Origin of the sequence: Clostridium algidicarnis DSM 15099, assembly GCF_002934235.1 — a bacterium.
Taxonomy (GTDB): Bacteria; Bacillota; Clostridia; order Clostridiales; family Clostridiaceae; genus Clostridium_L; species Clostridium_L algidicarnis.
Genome location: NZ_PTIS01000020.1, coordinates 1 through 26,643 on the forward strand (window position 1 = coordinate 1; position 26,643 = coordinate 26,643).

The 26,643-nt window shown below is 30.6% G+C and carries 23 protein-coding genes; all 23 read left to right on the forward strand.

Features of this window, described 5'->3' with window-relative positions:
- The first annotated feature begins 228 nt into the window (after window positions 1–228).
- The 23 genes from BD821_RS11530 to BD821_RS11640 all read left to right on the forward strand — a co-directional run bounded on the left by BD821_RS11530 (window position 229) and on the right by BD821_RS11640 (window position 26,616).
- Window positions 229–843, forward strand: coding sequence for an REP-associated tyrosine transposase (locus BD821_RS11530; protein ID WP_242971499.1), 615 nt, complete (start codon window positions 229–231; stop codon window positions 841–843).
- Between the two features lie 150 nt (window positions 844–993).
- Window positions 994–2,532: a YifB family Mg chelatase-like AAA ATPase gene (locus BD821_RS11535; RefSeq protein WP_104410605.1), complete on the forward strand. Its 1,539-nt coding sequence runs from the start codon at window positions 994–996 to the stop codon at window positions 2,530–2,532.
- Window position 2,533: 1 nt separating this feature from the next.
- Window positions 2,534–3,658 (forward strand): DNA-processing protein DprA, encoded by a 1,125-nt coding sequence (gene dprA / locus BD821_RS11540; RefSeq protein ID WP_242971500.1) that lies wholly within the window; start codon window positions 2,534–2,536, stop codon window positions 3,656–3,658.
- Window positions 3,659–3,825: 167 nt separating this feature from the next.
- Window positions 3,826–4,872 carry a hypothetical protein gene (locus BD821_RS11545; RefSeq protein ID WP_104410606.1) on the forward strand — a complete coding sequence of 349 codons (1,047 nt, stop codon included), beginning with the start codon at window positions 3,826–3,828 and terminating at the stop codon, window positions 4,870–4,872.
- Window positions 4,873–5,317: 445 nt separating this feature from the next.
- Window positions 5,318–5,530 carry a carbon storage regulator gene (locus tag BD821_RS11550; protein ID WP_104410607.1) on the forward strand — a complete coding sequence of 71 codons (213 nt, stop codon included), beginning with the start codon at window positions 5,318–5,320 and terminating at the stop codon, window positions 5,528–5,530.
- Between the two features lie 96 nt (window positions 5,531–5,626).
- Window positions 5,627–7,108 carry a flagellin N-terminal helical domain-containing protein gene (locus BD821_RS13785; RefSeq protein ID WP_104410608.1) on the forward strand — a complete coding sequence of 494 codons (1,482 nt, stop codon included), beginning with the start codon at window positions 5,627–5,629 and terminating at the stop codon, window positions 7,106–7,108.
- A 154-nt stretch (window positions 7,109–7,262) separates the two neighbouring features.
- A complete protein-coding gene (locus BD821_RS11560; protein ID WP_104410609.1) occupies window positions 7,263–7,559 on the forward strand; it encodes a hypothetical protein in 297 nt (98 codons plus the stop codon).
- Between the two features lie 272 nt (window positions 7,560–7,831).
- Window positions 7,832–8,341 (forward strand): helix-turn-helix domain-containing protein, encoded by a 510-nt coding sequence (locus BD821_RS11565; RefSeq protein WP_169994156.1) that lies wholly within the window; start codon window positions 7,832–7,834, stop codon window positions 8,339–8,341.
- Between the two features lie 557 nt (window positions 8,342–8,898).
- Window positions 8,899–9,291 (forward strand): hypothetical protein, encoded by a 393-nt coding sequence (locus BD821_RS11570; protein WP_104410611.1) that lies wholly within the window; start codon window positions 8,899–8,901, stop codon window positions 9,289–9,291.
- A 30-nt stretch (window positions 9,292–9,321) separates the two neighbouring features.
- Window positions 9,322–10,017, forward strand: a complete 696-nt coding sequence (locus BD821_RS11575; RefSeq protein ID WP_242971501.1) for a nuclease-related domain-containing protein — start codon at window positions 9,322–9,324, stop codon at window positions 10,015–10,017.
- 218 nt (window positions 10,018–10,235) lie between these two features.
- Window positions 10,236–12,248: a leucine-rich repeat domain-containing protein gene (locus tag BD821_RS11580; RefSeq protein WP_104410613.1), complete on the forward strand. Its 2,013-nt coding sequence runs from the start codon at window positions 10,236–10,238 to the stop codon at window positions 12,246–12,248.
- A gap of 315 nt (window positions 12,249–12,563) precedes the next feature.
- The gene (locus tag BD821_RS11585) at window positions 12,564–14,318 is read left to right on the forward strand and encodes an NTP transferase domain-containing protein (protein ID WP_104410614.1); all 1,755 of its coding nucleotides are present in this window, start codon (window positions 12,564–12,566) and stop codon (window positions 14,316–14,318) included.
- 172 nt (window positions 14,319–14,490) lie between these two features.
- Window positions 14,491–15,501 carry a DUF4878 domain-containing protein gene (locus BD821_RS11590; protein ID WP_104410615.1) on the forward strand — a complete coding sequence of 337 codons (1,011 nt, stop codon included), beginning with the start codon at window positions 14,491–14,493 and terminating at the stop codon, window positions 15,499–15,501.
- A 150-nt stretch (window positions 15,502–15,651) separates the two neighbouring features.
- Window positions 15,652–15,849, forward strand: a complete 198-nt coding sequence (locus tag BD821_RS11595; protein ID WP_169994159.1) for a (2Fe-2S)-binding protein — start codon at window positions 15,652–15,654, stop codon at window positions 15,847–15,849.
- 104 nt (window positions 15,850–15,953) lie between these two features.
- Window positions 15,954–16,829 carry a UTP--glucose-1-phosphate uridylyltransferase GalU gene (gene galU / locus BD821_RS11600; RefSeq protein ID WP_104410617.1) on the forward strand — a complete coding sequence of 292 codons (876 nt, stop codon included), beginning with the start codon at window positions 15,954–15,956 and terminating at the stop codon, window positions 16,827–16,829.
- A 324-nt stretch (window positions 16,830–17,153) separates the two neighbouring features.
- Complete coding sequence (locus BD821_RS11605; RefSeq protein ID WP_104410618.1) at window positions 17,154–19,040, forward strand: polysaccharide biosynthesis protein; 1,887 nt, start codon at window positions 17,154–17,156, stop codon at window positions 19,038–19,040.
- Window positions 19,041–19,068: 28 nt separating this feature from the next.
- Window positions 19,069–20,262: a DegT/DnrJ/EryC1/StrS family aminotransferase gene (locus BD821_RS11610; RefSeq protein WP_104410619.1), complete on the forward strand. Its 1,194-nt coding sequence runs from the start codon at window positions 19,069–19,071 to the stop codon at window positions 20,260–20,262.
- A 40-nt stretch (window positions 20,263–20,302) separates the two neighbouring features.
- Window positions 20,303–20,953, forward strand: a complete 651-nt coding sequence (locus BD821_RS11615; RefSeq protein ID WP_278335172.1) for a sugar transferase — start codon at window positions 20,303–20,305, stop codon at window positions 20,951–20,953.
- Window positions 20,954–20,963: 10 nt separating this feature from the next.
- The gene (locus BD821_RS11620; protein WP_104410621.1) at window positions 20,964–22,079 is read left to right on the forward strand and encodes a PLP-dependent aminotransferase family protein; all 1,116 of its coding nucleotides are present in this window, start codon (window positions 20,964–20,966) and stop codon (window positions 22,077–22,079) included.
- Complete coding sequence (locus BD821_RS11625) at window positions 22,045–23,232, forward strand: ATP-grasp domain-containing protein (protein WP_207655283.1); 1,188 nt, start codon at window positions 22,045–22,047, stop codon at window positions 23,230–23,232. Before BD821_RS11620 ends, BD821_RS11625 begins: the two co-directional genes overlap by 35 nt.
- A 19-nt stretch (window positions 23,233–23,251) precedes the next feature.
- Entirely contained in the window at window positions 23,252–24,490 is a 1,239-nt protein-coding gene (locus BD821_RS11630; RefSeq protein ID WP_104410622.1) for a glycosyltransferase family 4 protein, read from the forward strand.
- A 21-nt stretch (window positions 24,491–24,511) separates the two neighbouring features.
- Window positions 24,512–25,699 (forward strand): DegT/DnrJ/EryC1/StrS family aminotransferase, encoded by a 1,188-nt coding sequence (locus tag BD821_RS11635; RefSeq protein WP_104410623.1) that lies wholly within the window; start codon window positions 24,512–24,514, stop codon window positions 25,697–25,699.
- An 11-nt stretch (window positions 25,700–25,710) separates the two neighbouring features.
- Entirely contained in the window at window positions 25,711–26,616 is a 906-nt protein-coding gene (locus BD821_RS11640) for a UDP-3-O-(3-hydroxymyristoyl)glucosamine N-acyltransferase (RefSeq protein ID WP_104410624.1), read from the forward strand.
- The last annotated feature ends 27 nt before the right edge of the window (window positions 26,617–26,643 follow it).

Sequence of the window (26,643 nt, forward strand, 5' to 3'; positions counted from 1 at the left end):
TGGGGAGCCGTATGCGGGAAATCCGCACGTACGGTTCTATGAGGGGCTAGGGAAGTGATTCCCTAGCCTACTTACCGGTAGAATAAAATGGAAAATTGTACTTAAGCAGAAATATTAGAAGTGGCAAAGAATTGGATGTAGAATTTGTTTCTAAACGTAAGTGATATGAGATTAAAAACTTCACTTCTTGTTAATAATTAGTAAGAAAGATTATCAAGAGGAGGAGTTATGACACGGAAAAGAGAATGGTATAAAGGATCAACATATCACATTACAGTTAGAGGGAATAGACGAAATGATATATTTAGAGATAAAGAAGATTTCGAATATTACTTAAATGTAATAGAAGAAGCGTTATTTTATTATATACAGTATAACTATAAGGTTATTTGTTATTGCTTAATGGATAATCATGTTCATTTAATGATTAAAACAGATACAGAATCATTAGGAAAGTTAATGGGAAGAATAAGTGCATCATATACAAGATATTTTAATAAAAAGTATAATTATATAGGTCATTTATTTCAAGATAGGTATTTTGGTGAATTAATTGAAAGTGATAAACAAATGTTAGAAGCAAGCAGATACATACATTTAAATCCTGTAAAGGCAAATATGGTTGAAAAGCCAGGGGAATATGAATGGTCTAGTTATAATATGATCATAGGAAATAAGAAAGAAAAGATTATCGATTCTAGATTTATATTAAATTATTTTAAATATAATGATACAGTGCAGTTATATATAAACTTCGTAGAGAATGATTTGCAAGTTGAGACTCACAAGGAACCCAGGGTAGAAGAAAATGGAAAACAGCGCTTAAGCAGAAATAATAAGTGAGTCCAGAAAATTACAAGGTATAAGCATTTCATTAGAGTAAAATTTAATGAAATGCTTTTTTGATGTTTAGGTAAGAAAGTTTATGTCTATACTTAAAATACAAATATATATTAAAAATAAAGGCTGATGAGGTGTTGGGAGGCAGTATAAATGGCATCAGTAGTTAATAGTTTTGCTATAAGTGGGATAGATGGATATGTTGTAAAAATCGAAACAGATACTATATATGGGCAGCCTTCTGTATCAATCATTGGACTTGGTGATGCATCAATTAAAGAGGCTAAGGAAAGACTAGAGGCTTCTATTATAAATATTAAATATGAATTTCCCAAAATGAAGATCGTTATAAATCTCTCACCGGGAGATATCAAAAAGAGTGGCTCTCATTTTGATTTAGCCATGGCTATAGGACTTTTAATACAGTCAAAGCAATTAACTTTTGAAGATAGTGAAAGCTTTGGATTTATAGGAGAACTCTCTTTGAATGCTGACATAAGGGCATGCTCTGGGATTTTACCTATGGCAATTGAAGCTAAGAATAGGGGAATTACTAATTTAATTGTTCCAAGGGAAAATATAAGGGAAGCATCTTTAGTAAAAGGTATAAACATTTTTGGGTTTGAAAAGCTTACGGAAGTTATTTCTTTTTTAGAGGGTGTAAACCCTTATAGTAATTTAGAAGATTTAAAATGCGATAATGTAATACAAAGGCCATATTTATATGATTTTGAAGATGTTCAAGGTCAAGATGCTATTATAGAATTTATTGTAGCAACTGCTGCAGGTGGTCATAATTTAATTATGTCTGGAGCACCCGGATGTGGTAAGTCAATGATAGCCAAAAGGATACCATCAATACTTACATCTATGACTGAAAAGGAAGCTTTAGAAGTAACAAAAATATATAGCGTATCAGGTGGTTTAAAAAATAGGGGTAGTTTGATAACCGAAAGGCCTTTTAGAGCCCCTCATCACAATGCATCTATAAATTCCCTTGTAGGTGGAGGAAATAATGCCATGCCAGGAGAGATTTCTCTAGCTCATAATGGTATATTATTTTTAGATGAAATTGCAGAATTCAATAAAAAGACTTTAGATGCTTTAAGGCAGCCTATGGAAGATAATAAAGTTACTATTTCTAGAGTTAAATGTACCCACATTTACCCTTCAAGCTTTATGCTTATAGCTGCTATGAATCCATGTCCCTGTGGTTATTACGGAGAACAAAGATGCCATTGTACAGATTATGAAGTTTTGAAATATAGGCAGAAAATATCAGGGCCAATGCTAGATAGAATTGATATACAAAAATATGTTTTACCAGTAGATTTTATAAAACTTTCTGATAGTTCCAAAGGTATTAGTTCAAGTGAGCTTAGGGAAAGGGTTGAGTTTGCTAGAAGTATACAAAGAGAAAGATATAAAGATATGGAAAATATAAGTTCAAACTCTGAAATGACACCTGCTTTAATTAAAGAGTTTTGTATACTAGATGATGAAAGTAAAAAGCTTTTACAAATGGCTTTTGATAGATTTAAGTATAGTGCTAGAACTTTTCATAAGTTTTTAAAAGTTTCAAGAACCTTTGCAGATATGGATGGTGTACAAAATATAAGGAAGCAGCACATTGCAAAAGCCTTAATGTGCAGGGATTTAGATAAAGAGCAAGTGAATATGGTGGTGATATAGCTTGATTACATATGATAGTGATTTAGTATATTGGATATGGTTATCTGAAATTAATGGCGTAGGTCCAGTAACAGCAAAAGTACTGCTAGATGTATTTAAAACCCCATATAACATTTATAAAGCTATAAAATCCGAAATTATAAATATAAAAGGTATAGGAAATACGACTGCAGAGGCTATTTTTAATTCTAAATCTTTATTAAAGTCAGAGGAAATTTTAAAAAGGTGTAAAAAACTTGATATAGGAATATTAACCTATGCAGATGCGTTATATCCAGTTGAGGTAAAGAGTATTAAGAAGACTCCCACTATATTATATTATAAAGGCAATATTATTGAAGATAGTATGGGTGTAGCTATTGTTGGTAGTAGAAGATGTACTGAATATGGTAAAAGGTTAACAGTAGAAGCAGCGGAATTTTTAGCTCAAAATAACATACCAATTATTAGTGGAATGGCAAAAGGTGTAGATGGATATGCGCATACGGCTTGTCTAAGGAAAGGCGGATATACTTTAGCTATCTTAGGCTGTGGCCTAGATATATGTTATCCAAAAGAACATATAGAAATTATGAAAGTGATTATAGAAAAGGGTGCGGTTATTTCAGAATACCCACCAGGAGTAAAGTCAGATGCTAAACATTTTCCTATGAGAAATAGGTTAATAAGTGCTTGGTGTAAAAAACTTTTAGTTGTGGAGGCAGGAGAAAAAAGTGGTTCTCTTATTACAGCAGCATTTGCAAAAGAACAAAATAGACAAGTGCTTGTAGCACCAAATAGTATTTATAGTAGAGAGAGTATAGGTACAAATAAGCTAATAGAAGAAGGGGCCAAGATATATTTAAGTCCTTCCAAATTGTTACCAGATCATATGGAAAACATAAGAGTAAATAATAAGAAAGAAGATATACAATTAACAATAAGCGAAGATTTAACACCTTTAGAAAAAGAGATACTTAACAAAATAAAAGATAACCCCATTACCTTAGGTGAATTATTAATTATTTTAAAAGAGTATAAGTCAGATGTTTTAGAAACCATATCAATAATGGAGCTAAAAGGTCAGATAATAAACGTAGGTGGCATATTGAAAGAATGCCCTCATAAGGAACCCAGGGTAGAATAAAATGGAAAACTGCGCTTAAACAGAAATATTAGCAATCCCAAACAGCAAGAGGGTAGCTTCGTTCCGCTCCAGCACCCCTTAGGCACAGTAAATTATAAACTTAATTTGCATTATTTTAAAATAGATTTAATATAATGTTATATAATACTTATTTAAAGGTGAAAACTATGCCTATATTCTTTTTAATGAGACAACATAGTAATATAAGTCATTCATTAAAGGCTCTAAATAATATAATAAGAGCTGATGGAAATGAATTAATATTATCAACAGGTTATGTAAACTTAGATTTGCTCTCTAATCCCAAAAATGGGTTTAGAGATTCATTTGAATATTGGTTTAATAAGGCAGAAAGCACTAACGAACTTAATTTAACTATAGTTGGAGGAATGATAAAACATAAATCACCAAACAACGTTACACCAAGGGACTCCTATTATGTATGCAATGCAATAAATAATGGTAACTGTGTTAAGTGTAATATAAATTATCCAAATGATCCATGTAAACAATATTGTTTTAAGAAGTTTATCGAATTAATAGAGAGTTGGATACCGGCATCTAAAAGTCAGTACATTAAAGTAGTATTTGCTAGAAGTAAAAATAATCAATATCATGCAAAAGTGGCATTAAAGTATATGAATAGTGAACCAGTTATGGCTTTGTGTGGTAGCAGTAACCTTACTAAAGCCGCACTACAAGAGTCTTATACTTATTATAACTGTGAAGCAGACATGCTTATTTATACAAAGCAAAGTCAATTTTTTAAATTTACAGTAGATAAGAAGAATCTTGACAATGAAGATATAAGGGAAGATGTAAGGGAATTGATAGAAGAGTTGTATTATAACATTAAAGGAATTTCAGGGATATTATTATTGCTGCCAAATGAGAAAGAAAATAAAAATAGGAAATGGGAAGAGTTGTTAAATGGTTTCCTTAATGATAGTGAGGGAGATAGTTTAGTATTAAATTGTGAAAATGAAAGTAAAATCAAAGGCTTTTTGGATCAAGCAATTGAGATAAAGAAAAAGATAAAGATTGTTGAAACCAAATCAAAATATAACATTGAAATAATAAGCTATAAGGCGAGAAAAAAGGTATGCGAAAAAGCTTTGATAAATATTAATAATGTTATGAAAACTCACATTTTATTAAACACACAAATTATGAATAAAGATGGATCATCAGAGTATTCAAGTGGTTGGGAATAAGAGGAACCCAGGGTAGAATAAAATGGAAAACTGCTAGCAAGAGGGAAAGTTCGTCCCCCTCTAACACCTCAAGGACTAGCAAATTACCAGAGATAAGCATTTCGTTAAAGTAAAATTTAATGAAATGCTTTTTTGATGTTTAGGTAAAGAACAAGTGAAATTGAAGAAGTTTTTATTTATGAGAAGAACGAAAAATAGAAAAGCACCTTCATTTGGTATTATTGTATATGTGAGATATTCAAATAATGTAGGAGTAGTATTTGTAATATTTATTTTATAGCTATTAAGTTTTTATAATTAGTGGCGATAATGAAGTATAAGAAAGTAGGTTTTATAGAAAGTTTTTAATTAAAAAAACTACAAAATTTTTTAAATACCTATAAAGTTTATAAAATAAATCTCGAAATATAAAGTGTAAGATAAAAACCTATACAAGGAGGAATGTATGTTAGCTTTAAGTATAAATGTAGGAGATTATGTGGTATTACAAACATCAGATGGTCTTGTAAAAGTTCAAGTAGTTGAAGGTAATGTAAGTGGTAAATACAGGTTAGCTATAGAAGCTCCTCAAAGTATAGGTATAGTCAGAAGAAGTCTATGGGAAGAACAACATGAGGGTGTTACTTTTAAAAAGTATGAGCCTAAATTAAAAAAATGATAGTTTTACAAAATTAAGTTAGTAAAGCTCAAAGAGCTTAGCTATAAATAAGCAGGCAAGGGATGCCTGACTAAAATCGCCAAGGAGGCAAATATTATGATAATTAATCACAACATGGGAGCAATGAACGCAAACAGGATGATGGGTATAAACCAAGCAAATGCTGGTAAATCAATGGAGAAACTTTCTTCAGGTCTTAGAATCAACAGAGCTGGGGACGATGCAGCAGGGCTTGCTATATCAGAAAAGATGAGAGGACAAATCAGAGGACTTGATCAAGCAGCAGCTAATGCTCAAGATGCTATTTCATTGACACAAACCGCAGAAGGTGCTTTAAGTGAAACTCATTCAATTCTTCAAAGGATGAGAGAACTGGCAGTTCAATCTTCTACAGATACAAATACTTCTGATGATAGAAATAAAATACAATCAGAAGTTGATCAATTAGCAAAAGAAATCACAAGAATTTCAAATACTACAGAATTCAATACTCAAAACCTGCTTGCCGGTGGCTTGTCAGATAAGTTCCAAATAGGCTCGAATGCAAGTCAAAATATAAGTTTATCTGTAAATGCTATGGATGCTCAATCTTTGGGCGTTGCTGATAGTACTAAATCTACAGATACATTTGTGAATACTAATACTAAATTAGCTACAGTAGGTAATGCTGGAAGAGGTTTAGATAAAGGTACAGCATATAAAGTGGTTACTACTGTAAATGCGGCAGCTGCTGGAGCAGTATCTACTGATTCAGAGGCAGCAACTAATGGAGGTGCACTAGCTGTAACTACTGATACTGCTTATACTGGTACTAGTAATGCAACTTATCTTGTTAAAGTTGGAAGTGTTGATTCCGCAGCTGATAATAATACAGCGACTTCAATACAATATTCAAAAGATAACGGAACAAGTTGGACAACTGTAACAGCAGATGCAAGTGCTGGAATAACTGTTGATGGAATGAAATTTACAATGGCTAAGGGAGTAGGTAACCAATGGTCAGTTGGAGACCAATATCACTTTACTGCAACAGCTGCAAATGCAACTATACAATTACAGGATACAAGTAGTGCTAATATTGGAACAGCTACAACTGTTCATTATGGTGACAAAAAAGCAACAATTGGTTCTTCTGCAACTGGTAAGACAGTAGATACAACTTTTGATTTTTCAAAAATAATTGCTGGTACAGATACTTTCAATGTTGATGAAGTTACTTCTGATGCTGCAGTAGTCAACGATGGAAAAGTTGTTACTGATGCAACAGCAGCAGCAGGAATTAATTTAAGTAGTCAAGATAAAGCTAATACAGCAATTACCAAAATCGATAATGCGATAAACACTGTTTCACAAGAAAGATCAAAACTTGGTGCTTTCACAAACAGATTAGAGCACACAATAGCTAACTTAGGAACTTCAAGTGAAAACTTAACATCAGCTGAGTCAAGAATCAGAGATGTTAACATGGCTAAAGAAATGTCAACATTCTCAAAGAACAATATTCTTAGCCAAGCTGCTCAAGCTATGCTTGCACAAGCTAATCAACAACCACAACAAGTTCTTCAATTATTAAGATAAGTGACACTCTAAATCTTCGATTTAGTTAGTGGAACTTACTCCACCGACGTAAGGAGGCGGAGTTTCAGATAATTGATAAACTTACAAATGTAATATTAAGGAGTCAGGGCGAAAGCTCTGGCTCCTTTCTTATAATTAAGTAGGAAACATAGATATGAGTGGTGGATTAAATAAAGGAATTAATAATAAAGTAATAAAAATAAATAGTATAATTCAAGAGTATAATTTGGAAAATTTAAGAGTTATAAGATTTTTAGATGAGGATGATGAGAAAATATCAAAGTATGACGAAGTCATTGAAGATATAAGCTCAGTTATAGCACAACTACAAATGGTATCTACACCAGCAGCTCCAAGAACAGAAAAAAAGAAGTGTGAGTATGATGAAATTATTTCTGAATTAAAAGTTTTAAAACTCACATTAAGTTATTTAAGAGAAAAACATAGATAAATTATAATGAATAGAAAAAGCTAAGGTGACAGGTAATTGTAAAAGCAGCTTTCCAAATGGTGACCAAAGAATAATACAGATATACGGAAAGTATTAAGGAGAAGGAATAATAGTAGAGGGATTGATGGTGTAAGTTATCCAAGGTATAAATGGGAGCTTAATTTATAGATTGACAATCAAATCTATTATTTTTTCAATGTGTTGACAAGACGCCAACAATGTAATAAACTAATTATGGTTGGCGAATGGACAACATAAAAAGGAGTGATAATATGATTAGTAAAAATCCCAATGAACTTCATAGGAAAATTCTTAAATTAAGAAAAATTCATAATTATACACAACAATATGTGGCAGATTACCTCGAAGTTGACAAATCAACTTATGCTCATTATGAGGCAGGAAGAAGAACACCTAACGTAATCAAGCTAAGAAAACTTGCAGAGTTGTATGATTTAGAAGATGAACTACTTGGTTCAACTTTTCCTATCGAAGCTAGTACAGAATATCCAAAGGAAATGCTTGATAATTTACAAAAGGTAATTGATGAATGTACAACATACTCTGGTGATTATGAATCAGAAAAGGTAGAATTTGAAAAATTGAGAGAAGCATTGAAACCAATTTTGCAGCTAAGGAATGAAGCATTGGATTTTCCTGATATCAATATTAATATGTTACCAACTAATATTACAGTTAAAAGGGTATATTTAAATATGCGTGCAGAGGCATTAATTAAAAAGTGTTTAGATAAACAAATTGAATTAATGAATTGGAAATGAGTAAAAGGCAAGAGGGTAACTTCGTCTCTCTCTAGCGCCTCTGAGGCCCAGTGAATTACCAGGTACAAGCATTTCATTAAAGTAAATTTTAATGAAGTGCTTTTTTGTTATGCACACATGAGGGCGGTTTTATGATAATAATTACTGAATTAAATAATTAAAGTTTGCAAAACAGGATATAAAAGATGCGGACATATGTACTACGTAAATTAAAATCTATCTACAGTAATATTATTTATAGAAATACTTTAAATCGATGTATGTTAATAGTAAAAGATACCCAAGACTTTTGAATTTACAATGTCGATTTAAAGGGAATCATAGTATACGATTTATAGAGGAACACTGTATTTTTTATCGAATCAGGTAGTTAAGTAAAGGGGGGGGCAGAGGGGATGCATACATTAGAATTACTAAGTTAGAATTAAAAAATGCGCAGATGGAAACTTTATATTTAAAATGGATTTAATAAGACTTCATTAATAAACTTTATAATTTGTTTTATTGTTGACTAATTGGACTATGAACCTACCTTTAGATTGGAGAGGAGAATATATATGTTGAGAGACTTAAGATACTATGCATGTGTAGGCATAATTGATTTTTTCGAATTAACTATGGATAGAACGGAAGTAGCAATAAAGTTGACTGATAATAGTAAACATTCTTTTGATAATGAAGTGAATGTTATTGGAAGTTCCTATTCGGTGGATATAATGAGTAGACTTGAAAAGGTGGAAGAAAGGGTAAGGGAAATTATCTTTGAAAATGAAAAAGAATACCCAAATACTATAAGATATTTCCCTATTCCTAATCTAGATTATTGTGATTTTGATGTTTGTGTTGTTGCAAAGATATCAAATAATGGTTCAACATATATATTTTCACCAAATGAAAGATATTTACAGTATATGTCCGGAGGTCAATGTCATAAAGCTAAGCTTCAATAAAGTATAAAATTAAGTAATATGAGGATAAACTTGGGAATTTTAATATTTTACTTAATACTAGTCCAAGTGCTACTGCTATTACTTACTTTGCTACCTAAATATATTAGATATAGAGGTTCTGGGTATAAGGCTGCTAGTGGCAATGGTTTTTTGAAAACAGCATTTAATAAAGGAAATTTAGGTGAGTTTTTGACATTTTTATATCTTGAGAAGTTAGATGGTCAAAATAAGATTATGACAAATCTTTATTTGCCAAAGAAAGATGGAACCACAACTGAGGTAGATTTAATTATGATTTCAGAAACAGGTATTTATGTTTTTGAATCAAAAAACTATAGCGGTTGGATTTTTGGAGATGAAAAGAGTAAAAACTGGACTCAGACACTTGAAAGCAAACAGAAGAATCAATTTTATAATCCTATATGGCAAAATAAAGGTCATATTACGGCTTTGAAATCCGCAGTGGAAATTGATAATGAGGATATGTATAAGTCATATATTATATTTAGTGACCGCTGCACATTAAAAAAGATTAATGTCACATCCCCCAATATTAAAGTAATGAAGAGAAATGCATTAATTAAAACTATAAAGAAGGATATTGAAAATTCTCCCAAGTACATGACAATAGAAGAGGTTAATAGTTTATATTTTAAACTTCAAAGATACGCCTGCGTTGATGAAAGTATCAAAAAGGCACATATTGAAAATATTAAAGCAAAATAGAGCAAAAGAGTAACTTTATTAATCATTTTTCCACTTAGATTTGCTCGTAAAAAGTATGTTTGTATAGATAATATGAATAGCGGAGTAAATACACATTCAAATTACAAATAACTATAAATATTTATAAAATATGACATATGTGGTATACTAAGGACTGTCAAGAAAATACTGTTGGTCTTGATTAAATATACAATAAACAAAAGTGAAAGGGGAAAATTATGCGCAAAAAAGTCAGAGTTATGGTACTATTCTTATCAGTTTTAATGTTATTTTCCTTAGGAGTACAAAATGAAGCTATGGCATATGTAATAAATAAGGAGGAAATTGTAACTCCTGATAAAGATGATGCACTACCAGATGAAATGCTTAACTGGGTTATAAGATGTGCAAAGAAAAAGACAAAAGATTATAGTTATACTAAATTAACAAAGGAAGACTTGCTACAATTACCAGAGATTTATTATTCTGAGGGGGATCACTATGATCTATATGAGTTCAATGTATTCGTTAAAAGTATTGAAGGTCTTCAATATGCTACTGATACAGAAAGGATTATATTACCTTATAATGAGATTTCAGATTTAAATCCTATATCAAATCTAACTAAGGTAAATAAAATTATATTAAATTGTAATGAAATATCAAATATTACACCATTAGAAAATCTAATAAATGTTACATATATTCATTTAGGTGATAATGAACTTACAACTTTAGAGCCTCTTTCTAAGATGACCAAGCTTACAAGTTTAAACGTTGAATTAAATCATGAAATAAGTGATATAAGTACTATAAAAAACTTTCCTAAATTGAAATACTTAAATTTAGGATATAATAATATATCAGACATTAATGCATTAAAAGAGTTAAAAGATATGGAGGATGCATTAATACTAGGATCAAATAAAATCCAAGATATAAGTCCAATTGCTAGTATGACAAAATTAAAAGAGTTAGACCTTTCTTCTAACAATATTTCAGATATTAGTGTTTTGAAAAACCTTAAAAGTCTTAAAATTTTAAGACTAAGCAATAATAGTGGTATAAAAGATATTGCACCACTTACAAACCTTACTCAATTAGATAAGAATGAATTATGGCTTACAGGCACAGCAATAGAAAATGAAAAGGATAATTTATTTAAGATAATTGATGTCAATAAACTGATTAATAAATTTAAAGCAAATTCTATTACTATTGATGATAAAGATGAAGTAGATAACGCAAGAAAAGCTTTTGATTTACTTCCAGCAGATTTACAAAAATATATTAAAGAATTAAGAATTACTGCAGCAGAAGAAAATATAGATAGACTTGAAAAAGGTGAGTCAATAAAACAATATCCTGAATTAAGTGAATTTGATGACCAAACAATGGTGGTAGGAGACATGAAAACTTTAGAAGTTAAGGTATTAGATAAAAGTGGAAAGCCATTGAGTAATGTGAATTTTAATCTTAAGTCTTTTTTTGATAAAAAGTTAACTTCAGATGAAAAGGGTGTCATTAAATATGCTGTTGTTCCCTGGGAAAGATACCTAGAATATAAGATAGAACTTGCTGATAAAGATACATATACTTCAGATATAGAGGAAATTACATTTAAAATAGATGGTACTCCAAAGATAGTTGAAATAAATGGACAATCTGTTACAGGAAAAGAAAATCTTAAGTTTGTTCTTACAGCTAAAGGGGAAGTAAAACCTGTAGTAGATAAATTAAAACTTCAAAGTGCAATATTAGATGCAGAAAGTAAAGATGCAAATAAGTATACAGAAGAAAGCTATAAACAATTAACTAATGCATTATTAGTAGCTAAAGAGATCTTCCAAAATGAAGATGCAACAAAGGAAGAAGTTGAATTAAATACTAATAATGTAATGAATGCAATAGCTAAATTAGTAGAAAAAAGCACAGAATCAGAAGTAACACCAGGGGTAGAACCTGAAGCAAAACCAGAGGTTAAACCCGAAGTTAATACAGAAGCAAAACCAGAAACTAAACCTGAAGCAAAACCAGAGATTAAACCCGAAGTTAATCCAGAAGCAAAACCAAAAACTAAACCCGAGGTTAAATCGGTTTCAGGAACTGTATCGGGAAACAAAAAAGCAGATAATAAAAAATCTAGCCTATTACCCAAAACAGGTGGATCATCATTAAATATGAATATTATTTTAGGAAGTTTTTTAACTGTCTTAGGTATGATTATGATTTTATTTAAAAAAAGAAATTAGTAAATAGAATTTCAGCACCTCAGAGCCCTAAAAGATTATCAAGTTACAAGCATTTCATTAAAGTAAAATTTAGTGGAATGCTTTTTTTAGAAAATTACCCAAGGCTTCAGAAAATTGGTGAGAAAGTTTATGATAAAGATGGAGTAGCTAAATGATGAAAATAATTAAGGTAAATATTTTCATCAAACTTAATATGTAAAAACTTTTAGGTTCACATAAATAGGTATATAATATATAATGAAAATTAAATTAGTTAAATACGCGAAGTTATGTTAATTAGGTATGAATAAATATATTAATAAGGGGTGTACTCCAATGACAAAAGAACAATTTTCAATTTTATATACACTATTTAAAAATCATATAAAATCTGAGGAAGAACTATCAGGACTTTGTGATTTATCTTTAGAAAATATAGATAAAGATTTAAAGGTTTTAGAGGGTAAGATGTTTGTTCAGGATTATTCACTAACAGATTTAGGAAAAGTGGAACTAGATAAGCATAAGGTGGATAATGCTGTGATAATGGCGGCAGGACTTTCTTCAAGGTTTGCGCCTTTGTCTTATGAGTATCCTAAGGGGTTATTAGAGGTTAAGGAAGAAAGGCTTATTGAAAGACAAATAAAGCAACTAAGAGAAGCTGGAATTGAGGAAATAGTTGTAGTTGTAGGATATATGAAAGAGAAGTTTTTCTATTTAGAGGATAAATATAATGTGAAGATTTTAATAAACAATGATTATTATAAACGTAACAATAATTCTACTTTGTATGTAGCTCAAAAATATTTAAAAAATTCCTACATATGTTCTAGTGATAATTATTTTGCGGAAAATGTTTTTGAGTCTCATGTTTATGATTCTTATTATGCCGCAATGTTTAGTAAAGAATATACAGATGAATATTGTATAAAAAATGATTCAAAGGGAAGAATAACAAATGTTACTGTATCTGGTGAAAATCAATGGTTCATGATTGGGCAGGTTTATTTTTCTAAAGAGTTTTCTAAAAGGTTCATAGAGATTCTTTTAGCTAAATATAATGAACCAGGTCTCGATAAAATGCTTTGGGAAGATATTTATATTAATCATATAGATAAATTAGATATGTACATAAGAAAGTATGAAGAGGGCACAATATTTGAATTTGATACCTTAGAGGATTTAAGAAAGTTTGATTCAAAATATATAAATAACACAGAGTCAAAAATATTAAAAAACATCTGCAAAGTACTTAAGTGTAGTGAAGCTGACATTAAAAATATTGCACCTATTAATAAGGGACTCACAAACACCTCTTTTCTTTTTGAATGTAAGGGTAAGAGATATGTTTATAGACATCCAGGCGCTGGCACAGAGGAGATTATCAATAGAGCAAGTGAAGCAAAGTCACAAAACTTAGCAAAAGAATTAGGCATTGATAACACCTTGATTTACATAAGCGAGGATGAAGGTTGGAAGATCTCTCACTTTATGGATAATGCCATAGATTTTGATTATCATAATATGGAGGATGTAAAGAAGGGATTAGCTTTAGTTAGAAAGATACATGATGCCAATGTTGTATCAAAATGGGATTTTAATATATATGAAGAGGCAGAAAAGCTTATTATGTTAACAGGTGAGAATAATTCTTCAACTTTTGAGGACTTTGAAGAGCTAAGGACTTCCATTACTAAACTATACGACCTTGTTGAAAGCGATGGTATTCAAAAAAGGATATGTCATAATGATTGTTATGCTCCAAACTTCCTTACAGATGGAAAGACCATGTATTTAATTGATTGGGAGTATTCCGGGAACTCTGATCCAGCTAGTGATTTAGGTACCTTCATCTGTTGCTCTGATTACACCAAAGAAGAAGCTATGGAAGTACTAAAGATCTATTTTGGAAGAGATTTAACAGAAATCGAAATGAGGCACTACCTAGCCTACGTTGCAATCTCGGGATATTACTGGTTTGTATGGGCACTTTATAAAGAGAGTGTTGGAGAAATAGTTGGAGAGTACTTATACATATGGTACAAGTATACCAAGACCTATAGCAAGATAGCATTGGAACTTTATAAGTAGAAGGGCTCTATAAAAATTACAAATTTTAAGTATTAACTACCAAATTCAGAAATGAATTTGGTAGTTTTTTTGTAGATGAATATTTTGATTAATATTGAAATATATTGTAAAATGGTGGTAGGGAATAAATAGATAGTGTTAACACTATCAATAAATTTAAGGGAGAATAATTATGAAAAAACTTAAAAAGATAACTTCCATTGCACTGATTTTTATATTAGCCATTGGAGTGTACGGGTGTGGTACTGAATCACCATCTAATACTATGAAAAATTATTTTGAAAATATTAAAACAGGTAAAAATAGTGATTTTAGTAAATTATTAGATGAAACAAAAGAAAATGAAGAAAGAAAAGAGGGAGATATATCAGAAGAAAACAGTCAAAAGTTAGTGGAGGCTATGAAAAAAATATCTTATACCATAAATTCTGAAAAAATAGATGGTGATGCTGCTACCGTAAATGTAAAAGTTAATGGTCCGGATATAGCTGCGGTAATGTTAGATTATATACAACAAGCATTTGCTAATGGATTAACACAAGCTTTTTCCACTAATAAATTAACAGAAGAACAATCAAAGAATATGGATGATGATATATTATCCAAGTGTATTGATAACATTAAATATACTGATAGAACAGAAGATGTTTCATTAATTAAAAAAGATGGTCAATGGGAAGTAGTTAATAATGATCAGTTAATGACGCTATTAATTAATATAAAAAGTTCTTCTTTAAATTCAAATATTGCCACTGATGAGAAACTCAAAGCTGAAGTTAAAGAGATAATATTAAATGAACCATTTAATGTTCAAACTGATAATGGTAATTATATTCTTACTATAGAAGGGGCTAGAGCCACAGAAAAAAGAAATGAATTTTCAGATATAGAAGCTAAAATGGTGGTTATATTAGATTATACCTATTCAAATATTAGCTTTGGTGAAAGTTTAGGACAAGACTTATATATTGATGAATATGCATTTCAAGTATTAGATGATGAGGGGAATGTTCTTGGTTATTATCCGGTATATGACGATAACAGAACACCAAAAGAAGTTCCTGTAGGCGGGAAATGTAAAGCAAGTGTTACATTTGCAGTGCCTATAGAAAGCGTAAACTTAAATGTAACATTTATTAGAGGATCGGAAAAGGTGGGTAAAATAGTAGTTCCAATAAAATGATATGCCATATATTCAAGTAAGTTACAATTAAGATATGTATAAGTCTAGATACTATTATTGTCTTTAGCATAAAGTAGAGGTACAATATATTCATCAAGGAATAAAGTATACATAATTTTGAGGCTTACTTTAACTAATATGGAGGGTACTATGAGCAATACGGAAAATGTGGAAAAGCAAAATGATTCAACTAAGTTGGAATATGTTTGTTATTGCAACAAAGTAACTGAACAAGATATAGATAAGGCAATAATAGAAAAAGGAGCAACTTCCGTTAAAGAGGTAATTAAAATTACAGGGGCTATGGTAAATGGCAATTGTAAGGTTAATAATCCAAAGGGCACATGATGTTATTCTGATATAGTTGAAGTTTTCAACAAATATAAGAAGTAAAACAAATAAGGTAGCAAAAATATAATTATATATATGATATAACAGTTAAAGAGAGGAAGATGATGATGAAAGTACGTAAAGCAATAATACCTGCAGCAGGACTTGGTACTAGATTCTTACCTGCTACAAAGGCTCAACCAAAGGAAATGCTACCTATAGTAGATAAGCCAACACTTCAATACATAATAGAAGAGGCTGTAGACTCAGGTATAGAAGAAATTTTAATTATCACAGGAAGAAATAAAACCTCAATAGAAAATCATTTCGATAAATCCGTAGAACTAGAGCTTGAACTTGAGAAAAAGGGAAAGACTGATTTATTAGAAGAGGTAAGAAGAATTTCTGATATGGTAAATATTCACTACATTAGACAAAAGGAACCTAAGGGTTTAGGTCATGCCATATATTGTGCAAAAAGCTTTATAGGAAATGAACCTTTTGCAGTTCTTCTTGGAGATGACATAGTTTATAATGAAGATAAGCCTTGTTTAAAGCAGATGATCGAGGTTTATGATAAGTATGAAACAAGTATACTAGGAGTTCAAGAAGTAGATAAAAAAGATGTAAATAAATATGGAATAGTAGATGGAAGTATTATAGAAGATAGAGTATATAATGTAAAGGATTTAGTAGAAAAGCCTTCGGTAGATTGTGCGCCATCAAATGTAGCTATACTAGGTAGATACATAATAAATCCATCAATATTTGAAATACTAGAACATACAAAGGCAGGAAAAGGCGGAGAAATCCAGCTTACAGATGCCTTAAAAGAGCTTGCCAAGAAGGAAAATATGTATGGTTATAATTTCATAGGCAGAAGATATGATGTAGGAGACAAACAAGGCTTCTTAGAAGCAACTGTTGAGTACGCGCTTAGAAGGGATGACCTAAAGGAGGATTTCCTTAAATATTTAACTAATATTATTAAAAAATAGATAAAAATATAATATTTTAAGCTATATTAAAATAAAAACATAGTAAAAACATAAGAATGAGTAGTACAGTTCTTTGTTCTACTTATTTTTGTGTTTGATATTATAAGATTTTATTATAAAAATCAGTATAATTATTTAATACCATTATGATGCAATGTAAAGTATAATCTATATATTAAAGATAAGTTGTAAAACTGAATTGTGTGTTAATGGACTTTGACTTTTAAAAATGATATAATTATACAGAAAACAGGTAAAAAAAGTGTTTTAACATGTAATTAAACTTTGAAAACTAATAGATATATACATAGTGGGGGAGAAGTTATGCAAAAATTTAAAAAGGCTACTTTAGTTATAATAGATATATTTTCTATAAATGTAGCTTATATAATAGCCTTTAGTTTAATTTATTATGATGTTCCAAGACTTTATTTTGATTCATTTAAAAAGGATACAATAATAATTTCTTTAATTTATATAGTTATATTTTATATAATGAAGCTATATGAAAGCTTGTGGAACTACGCCAGTGTAGATGAGCTTATGATGGTGGTTGGTGCTAATATTTTAGCAGGAGTTGCATCTGCATTATTCGGATATACATTAGGAAGCTTTATACCAATAAATGTCCATATTATAGCAGTGGTTATGTCTACAGCTCTTACCTTAGGATTCAGGCTTTTCTTTAGGTTATATAGACGAGGAGTTTTATCTGTTTATGTAAGGCATAATAGAAATAGAAATAGGGTAATGGTTATAGGAGCAGGATCTGGCGGGAATATGATAATAAAAGAAATGCTCACAAGAAAAGAAAAGAGTTACAATCCTGTGGCAATAATCGATGATAGTTCATATAAAAAAGGTAAAAGTACATGTGGTGTAAAAGTTATGGGCAATAGAAATGATATAGAAAGAATTGCAAAAGAACAAAGAATAGATACAATACTAATTGCAATACCTTCTCTTAATCAGAAAAACAAGGCGGAAATCATTAATATTTGTAAAAAGACTGGATGCAAGCTTCAAATAATACCAGGACTTTATGAAATACTTAATGGACAGGCTAAATTAAATACCATGAGAGATGTTAGTGTTGAGGATCTACTTGGTAGAGATAAGATAAATCTTGATGATAAAGGAATATCAGAATACATACATAATAAAGTTGTAATGGTTACCGGCGGTGGAGGCTCTATAGGCTCAGAGCTTTGCAGGCAGATAGCCATTTTTAATCCAAAAGAACTTATAATATTCGATATATATGAAAATAATGCCTACGATATACAAAACGAATTGAAATATAACTATCCTAGTCTAAACCTAAAAGTTTTAATAGGGTCTATCAGAGACAAAAAAAGATTAGAAACAATATTTTGTAAATATAAGCCAGAGGTAGTATTTAATGCAGCAGCCCATAAGCATGTACCCTTAATGGAAGAAAGCCCAGGAGAAGCCATAAAGAACAATGTTTTTGGAACATTAAACTTAGCAGAAACTGCAGATAAATATGGTGTAAAAAGATTCGTTATGATATCTACAGATAAAGCTGTAAACCCTACTAATGTAATGGGAGCCTCTAAAAGAATTTGTGAAATGATAATACAAGCTATGGATAAAGTAAGTAAAACAGAATTCGTAGCAGTAAGATTTGGAAATGTTCTAGGCAGCAACGGCTCAGTAATACCGTTATTTAAAAAGCAAATAGCTAAAGGTGGACCAATTACATTAACCCATAAAGAGATAACAAGATTCTTCATGTTAATACCAGAAGCAGCTCAGCTAGTAATTCAGGCAGGAGCCTATGCAAAAGGTGGAGAAATCTTCGTATTAGATATGGGAAGTCCTATTAAAATATACGACTTAGCCACAGCCCTTATAAAACTATCAGGACTTGTACCAAATGAAGATATAGAAATAAAAGTAACAGGCCTAAGACCCGGAGAAAAGCTGTATGAAGAGCTACTAATGTCAGAAGAAGGACTAGAAGAAACTAGGCACGACAAAATCTTCATAGGAAGACCAACCTACACAAACATAGAAGAGCTAAAGAGAAATCTTAACTCATTAAAATTTGTATTAGACAATGACAATATAGAAGAAATAAAAAATAGCATAAAACAAATGGTGCCAACATATAGGGAAGCCACTTCAACTAAACTAGATGTAAATAAAGATAAGATTTCAGAGAAAGAAGTGGTGGCTAGTATTTAAAATGATAAAGTAAAGAGGAGTTTAGATTATGAAAATTTCGTTTTCACCACCAGATATTACACAAGAAGAAATAGATGAGGTAGTAGACACTTTAAGATCAGGATGGATAACAACTGGACCTAAAACAAAATTGTTTGAAGAAAAGATAGCTAATTACACAAATGCATCTAAAGCAGTATGCTTTAACTCAGCCACATCAGCTATGGAACTTACGCTTAGACTTTTAGGTGTGGGTGAGGGTGATGAAGTAATTACATCTGCATACACATATACAGCTTCAGCAAGTGTTATACATCATGTAGGAGCAAAGATAGTCCTTGTTGATACAGCAAAAGATTCATTCCAAATGGATTATGAAAAATTAGAACATGCAATAACAGACAAAACAAAGGCAATTATACCTGTTGATATTGCAGGGGTTATGTGTGATTATGATAAGATATTTGAAATAGTTAATAATAAGCAGAACCTTTTCAGTCCATCAAATGAGATCCAAAAGGCTATAAACCGAGTTATTGTTTTGGCAGATGGGGCTCATTCTTTAGGGGCTACATATAAGGGTAAAAAAAGTGGAGAAGTTGCAGACTTTACCTGTTTTTCCTTCCATGCAGTAAAAAACTTAACTACTGCTGAGGGTGGTGCAGCAACTTGGAGAGATATTCCTAATATTAATAATAATGATATATACACACAATACATGTTGTTATCACTTCATGGGCAAACAAAAGATGCCTTTGCTAAAACAGACCCAGGATCATGGGAATATGATATCATTTATCCTGCTTATAAGTGTAATATGACAGATATTATGGCATCTTTAGGACTTGCACAATTAAAAAGATATGATGCAATCTTAGAAAGAAGAAAACAAATTATAAATATGTATGATAAAGCTCTAGAAAATGGTGGAGCTACTAGCTTGAAACATTTCACTGATAAATCTTCTTCTAGCGGACACTTATATTTAGTTAGATTGAATGATAAAGATGAAGATTATAGAAATATGGTTATTAAAGAAATGGCTGAAAAAGGCATTGCAACTAATGTACATTATAAGCCTCTACCTATGCATACTGCGTATAAAAACCTAGGATTTAATATAAAAGATTATCCTAATGCATTTAATATGTATAGAAATGAGATTACATTACCTCTTCATACCTTGCTTAGTGACGAAGAAGTTGAGTATGTTACAGAATGCTTGAAAGAAATTGTTAAATAATAAGTATGAGATTTAGAAGAGGAAATTATTAATATAAGGAGTGGATATCTTGTATGTAAACATATTTAAACGATTATTTGATATTGTTTTTGCAATAATACTTATGCCAATTTTTTTAATTGTCTATATGATAGTGGTAGTAGCTATTAAAGTGGAAGATAAAGGTCCGGTGTTTTATTTTGGTGAGCGTCTTGGGCGATATGGTAAATCATTTAAAATGTATAAGTTCCGTTCAATGAAAGTCAATGCTCCGGATTGGCGACTAGAGGATGGATCTACATTTAATGGTGAAGAAGATCCTAGACAAACAAAAGTAGGTAAGATTTTAAGAAAGACAAGCATAGATGAGATTCCACAGATTTTAAACATTATCAAAGGAGATATGAGTTTTATAGGTCCAAGACCCGATCCTACAGATTGGCTAGAACGATATTTAGAAGAGGATAAGGTGTTGCTTAATGTATTACCTGGTGTAACAGGGTATAATCAAGCATATTATAGAAATTCTTCAGATGGGCGTAAAAAAACTGATAATGATGTGTATTACGCTAAAAATGTTTCTTTTATTATGGATTTAAAAATCTTTTTTGTAACACTAGTATCAGTACTTTGCAGAAAAAATATATACACACCTAATTTAGATATAGAAAAGTCCAAGGTAAATAAAAAAACATATAACTTGATTAAATAGGAGATGAAATATGCTTAGAGAGATAGGTAGCGAATTTCATATAGAATCAGAAGTAAGTAATAAATTAGATGGAAATTTGAATACAACTCAAAAAAAATATGCTGACTATAGATATACTAGAAGTGGGAGAGAGGCCATAGGATTTATATTAAATGAAATAGTGACTTCTAAAAAAGTTGCGTTACTTCCTACATATATATGTAAGTCAATGCTTCAGCCATTTTTAAACAAAGGATATTCTATTGAATATTTCGGGATAGATGAAAATTTTAATCCAAATTTAAAAGATATAGAAAGAGCATTGTGTAAAGATCCGGATGTTATGCTTGTAATTGATTGGTTTGGTATGAGCAGAAATCAAGATGCAGTATGTTTAGCTAAAGAACATTCTAAACAGTTAGTAATTTTATCCGACTGTACCCATAGCTATTTTAATGATTCAATGACATTTGAACCTGACTTTATTGTAGCTAGCTTAAGAAAATGGTTTGCACTTCCTGATGGTGCCGTTGCAATAAATTGTAAATGCAATTTTGAGAATAAATTAGAATTTAATGATAATGTCTTTTATCATCATAGAAAAGAAGCAATGAGATTAAAATCCAATTATATTAATAATAGAGAAAAGGCTTTAAAAACCCAATATAGAAAGTTACTATCAGAAGCGGAAGCTTCCATTGAGTTAGATGATAGGATATTAGGAATATCACCATTTTCTTTATCAATAATAAATCAAATGGATTTTGATTATATGAAACGAAAGCGCAGAGAAAATTTTAATATACTTTATAATTTGATTGATAAATCCCTCGGTATGCCTATAGTAAACAAAATGATAACAGAAAATGACTGTCCATTTTGTTTTCCTATTATAGTAGAGAATAATAGAGATCAGATACAAGAATGGCTTGCAGAGAATGGTATATACTGCCCGGTATTGTGGCCACTTCCAGACGAGGTTTATTTAAACTATGGTATTTCTGCTTATTTATCTGATAATATGTTATCAATTCCGTGTGATCAAAGATATTCAGCAGATGATATGGAATACATAGCAAAAACAATTAAGGCTTTTTTAGGGAGGAAACAACATGAAACAACAAAAATTAATGATTCTTGGAGTTAGCGAGTTGCAGTTACCTGCCATATTAAAAGCTAAGGAAAAAGGGTTATATGTAATCGGCGTTGATATGAATAAGAATGCTGTTGGAGTTAAATATGTAGATGAGTTTTATGAATTAAGTACTATTGATACAGGAGGTATATTAGATAAAGCAGTAGAATTGGGTATTGATGGAATAATGACACTTGCAACGGATATGCCAATGCGTTCAGTTGCAGCAGTTGGTGAGCGGTTGAATTTAACTACAATAACTCAAAAAACAGCTATAATGGCTACAGATAAGGCTAGGATGAGAGAACAACTTTCAAATTGTAATGTTCCAATACCTTTTTTTTCTTCTGTTTTAACATATGAAGAATTTGAAAAAGCAGTGAATTCTTTTCATGGAGATATTATAATCAAGCCTTCTGATAGTTCAGGTAGTAGAGGGGTTTATTTATTGAGGGACAGAAATGAATTAGAAAAGACGTATGAATATAGTAGAAAATTTTCTAAAACTGGTGAAGTTGTAGTTGAAGAATATATGAGTGGACCTGAAGTTAGTGTAGAGACAATTACTATTAAGGGGGTTACACATATTATAGCTATAACAGATAAAGAAACTAGTGGTCATCCATACTTTGTAGAGATGGGTCATTCAATACAATCATTATTATCTGAAGATATGAAGGAAGATATTAAAAAAGTTACTAAAGCAGCTATAACAGCCCTAGGAATTGATAATAGTTCAGCTCATACAGAGATTATTGTTACAAGTAAAGGTGCAAAAGTTGTTGAATTAGGTGCTAGACTCGGAGGCGATAATATTACAACTTCATTAGTACCACTAGCAACTGGCATAGATATGGTAGAAGCTTGCATTGATCTAGCATTGGGGAATAAGCCTAATATAAATAAAAGGTTTAACAAAGGTGCTGCGATTAGGTACTTTAATTCAAATAGTGGAACTTTATCAAAGGTTGAAGGTATAGAAAAAGTAAGAAATAATGAAGGTATACAAGGTATACTTATATCTAAGTCCATTGGTGATAAGATAAATAAAATAAGAAGTAGTGTAGACAGAATAGGATATGTTATTTCACAAGCTGAATCAACTGAAAAAGCAATAGATATTTGTAAGAAAACTATTAATGAAATTAAGATCATAATTGATTAATAAATTAAGGGGTAAATCAATGAAAAACATATGGATAATAAACCATTATTCAATGCCACCGGAATATGAGACTAGGGTTAGAAATAATATAATGGCTAAATATTTAATACAAAAGGGATATAAAGTAAAAATATTTGCTGCTAGTACTATACATAATACAGATATCAACCTTATTAAGGATAGAAAAAAGTTGTATATAAAAAAGACATATGATGGATTGGATTTTGTTCATATAAAAACATCAAATTATTCTGGTAATGGGATATCAAGAATAATTAATATGTTACAATTTCCATTAAGGCTACTTAAGGTATCAAAAAAAATTGGTGAAAAGCCAGATGTAATAATATGTGATTTAGAAGCAATTTTTGCTTGGTCACCATATTTAGTAGCCAAGAGGTTCAAATCAAAGTTTATATTGGAAGTTCGAGATCTGTGGCCAGAGTCTATAGTTGTTTATAAGAATATCTCAAAGAACAATCCAATTATTCGGATTTTATATAAAGTTGAAAAGTGGATTTATAAAAGGTCTGATAAACTTGTATTTTCTATGGAAGGTGGAAAAGATTATATTGTTAATAAAGGATGGAATAAGGACATGAACATGTCAAAAATACATTATATTAATAATGGTGTAGATCTCCAACAATTTAATTATAATAAGGAAAATTATATTACAAAAGATGTGGACTTGGATAATGAAGATACTTTTAAGGTAGTATATGCTGGTTCCATAAGACAAGCAAATAATGTTAGAAAAATAGTAGATGTGGCAGAGACAATCAAGAAAAAGGGCAATATAAATATAAAATTCTTAATATACGGAGATGGTTCTGATAAAGAAGTCTTAGAAAAATATTGCATGGAAGGTAATATTAATAATATCGTGTTTAAAGGACATTTAGAAAAGAATAAGATACCTTATATATTAAGTAAGTGTGATTTAAATATAATGCATTTTTCTCAAAGTAGTTTAAAAAAATATGGATCTAGTATGAACAAGATGTTTGACTATCTTGCAAGTGGAAAACCTTCTCTCTCTGATTGTGAATTTGGATATGATACTTTTAATGGGTACAAAGGTGGAGTATCAATAGATAATGCTAACTCAGAAGTTTTAGCTGAGAATATAATTAAATTTTATAACATGCCAAAAGAAGAGTATAATAATTATTGTAATAATGCTTTAAAAGCAGCAAAAGATTTTGATTTTAAAGTTTTAACTGATAAGTTAGAGAAGGTAATATTAGAAGATTAAAGTTAAAGGACGGTGTAGATATTGCAAATACCATTAATTAATCTAAAGAAGCAATATGAAACAATAAAGGAAGAGTCTGATAAAGATGTTTTAGAAGTATTAAATTCAGCTAATTACATAATGGGGCAAAATGTAAAAGGATTTGAGAAGGAATTCAGTGACTACTTAGGTGGAACAAATAGTATATCTGTAGGAAATGGTACTGATGCACTAATTATAGCTTTAAAGGCATTAGGTATAGGTGAAGGAGATGAAGTTATAACTACTACCTTCACATTTTTTGCAACAGCGGAAAGTATATCTTCAGTAGGGGCAACTCCAGTATTTGTAGATGTAAGGTTAGATACGTTTAATATGGATGTTACAAAAATAGAAGAAAAGATTACATCAAAAACAAAAGCAATTATGCCAGTTCATATTTTTGGTCAGCCAGCAGATATGGATGAAATAAATGAAATAGCTAAAAGATATAATTTAAAGGTTATAGAGGATGCATGCCAGGCAATTGGATCTGAGTATAAAGGGAAAAAAGTTGGAACTCTAGGAGATATAGCTTGTTTTTCATTCTTTCCTACAAAGAACTTAGGCTGCGCTGGTGATGGTGGAATGATAGTAACTAAGGATAAGAACTTGGAGGTTATATGTAGGGCACTTAGAACCCATGGTAGTGGCGAAAATGGGAATAAGGCCTATAATTTGCTTAATGATATAAAAGAAAACGTAGACGAAGATAAAAGCACGGACAATACAGTATATAATCCTCTTAAATACTACAATTATCTTGTGGGATATAACTCTAGGCTAGATGAGCTTCAAGCAGCTATATTAAGGATAAAACTAAGAAAACTTGATACTTGGAATGCAAAGAGAAGAGAAAATGCAAGCTTTTACAATGAAAGCTTAAAAGATACAGATTTAATAACACCTTATGAAGAGGGAAAATTAAAACATGTATACCATATGTACATACTTCAATCAGAAAAGAGAGAAGAAATAGTATCTCACTTAAAAGATAACGGAATAGCTACAGGAATCTACTATCCGGTACCTATTCATCTTCAAAAAGTTTATAAGAGCTTAGGGTATAAGGTTGGAGATATGCCAAATGGAGAGTATCTATCGGAAAGAACCTTTGCAATACCTATGTTTGCTGAATTAAGTAAAGAAGAAAAAAAATTTATTGTAGACACAATAAAAGAATTCAGATAGGAGAGTAGTTTATGAGGATTTCTGAAATAATTTCTAGAAGTAATGATAATTTTGATATTACAGATACTTTAAAAGAAGAAGAATTTGAATCTTTAGCACTAGCAAGCGCTGATTTGGATTTTTCATTTTGTACATTTATTGATAATGAAAAGTATGTTGATAATATTTCTAAAAGTGCAAGGATGATTGTTACAACAGATAAAATAGCCAAATTGATAAATGATAGAGGGATATGTATTAGTAAAAACCCTAGGATATCTTTCTTTAAACTTCACAATCATTTATCAAAAAAAGATTACTACACTAAGAAATATGATTTTAATAGCCAAATAGGCCATAACTGTAATATAAGCAAATTGGCACATATATCAGAGAAAAATGTGAAGATAGGTGATAACGTCACAATAGAAGAATTCGTAGCTATAAAAGAAAATACAGTAATAGGTGATAATTGTGTAATAAGAGCTGGGGCTATATTGAGTGGCGAAGGATTTGAATTTAAAAGAACTGAAAATAAAGAAATACTTTTTGCTAAACATTGTGGAAAGCTAATTGTAAAAGATAATGTTGAGATTCAATATAATACTTGTGTAGACAAAGCGGTTTATCCGTGGGATGAAACAATAATAGGGGAATATAGCAAGCTAGATAATTTAGTTCATATAGGACATGCAGCCAAGATTGGTGATAGATGCTTACTTGCAGCTAATTCACTTATAGGAGGAAGAACTGTTATAGGAGATGATACATGGGTTGGCGTAAGTTCTACAGTATCTAATGGCTTAATAATAGGAAAAGGTGCAAACTTAAATATAGGTTGCGTAGTAACAAAAGACGTAGAAGATGGAATGAGTGTAACAGGAAATTTTGCTATAGAGCATAAGAAATTTATTGAGTTTATAAAAACAATACGATAAATTTTATATAAATATATGAGTAGTTTT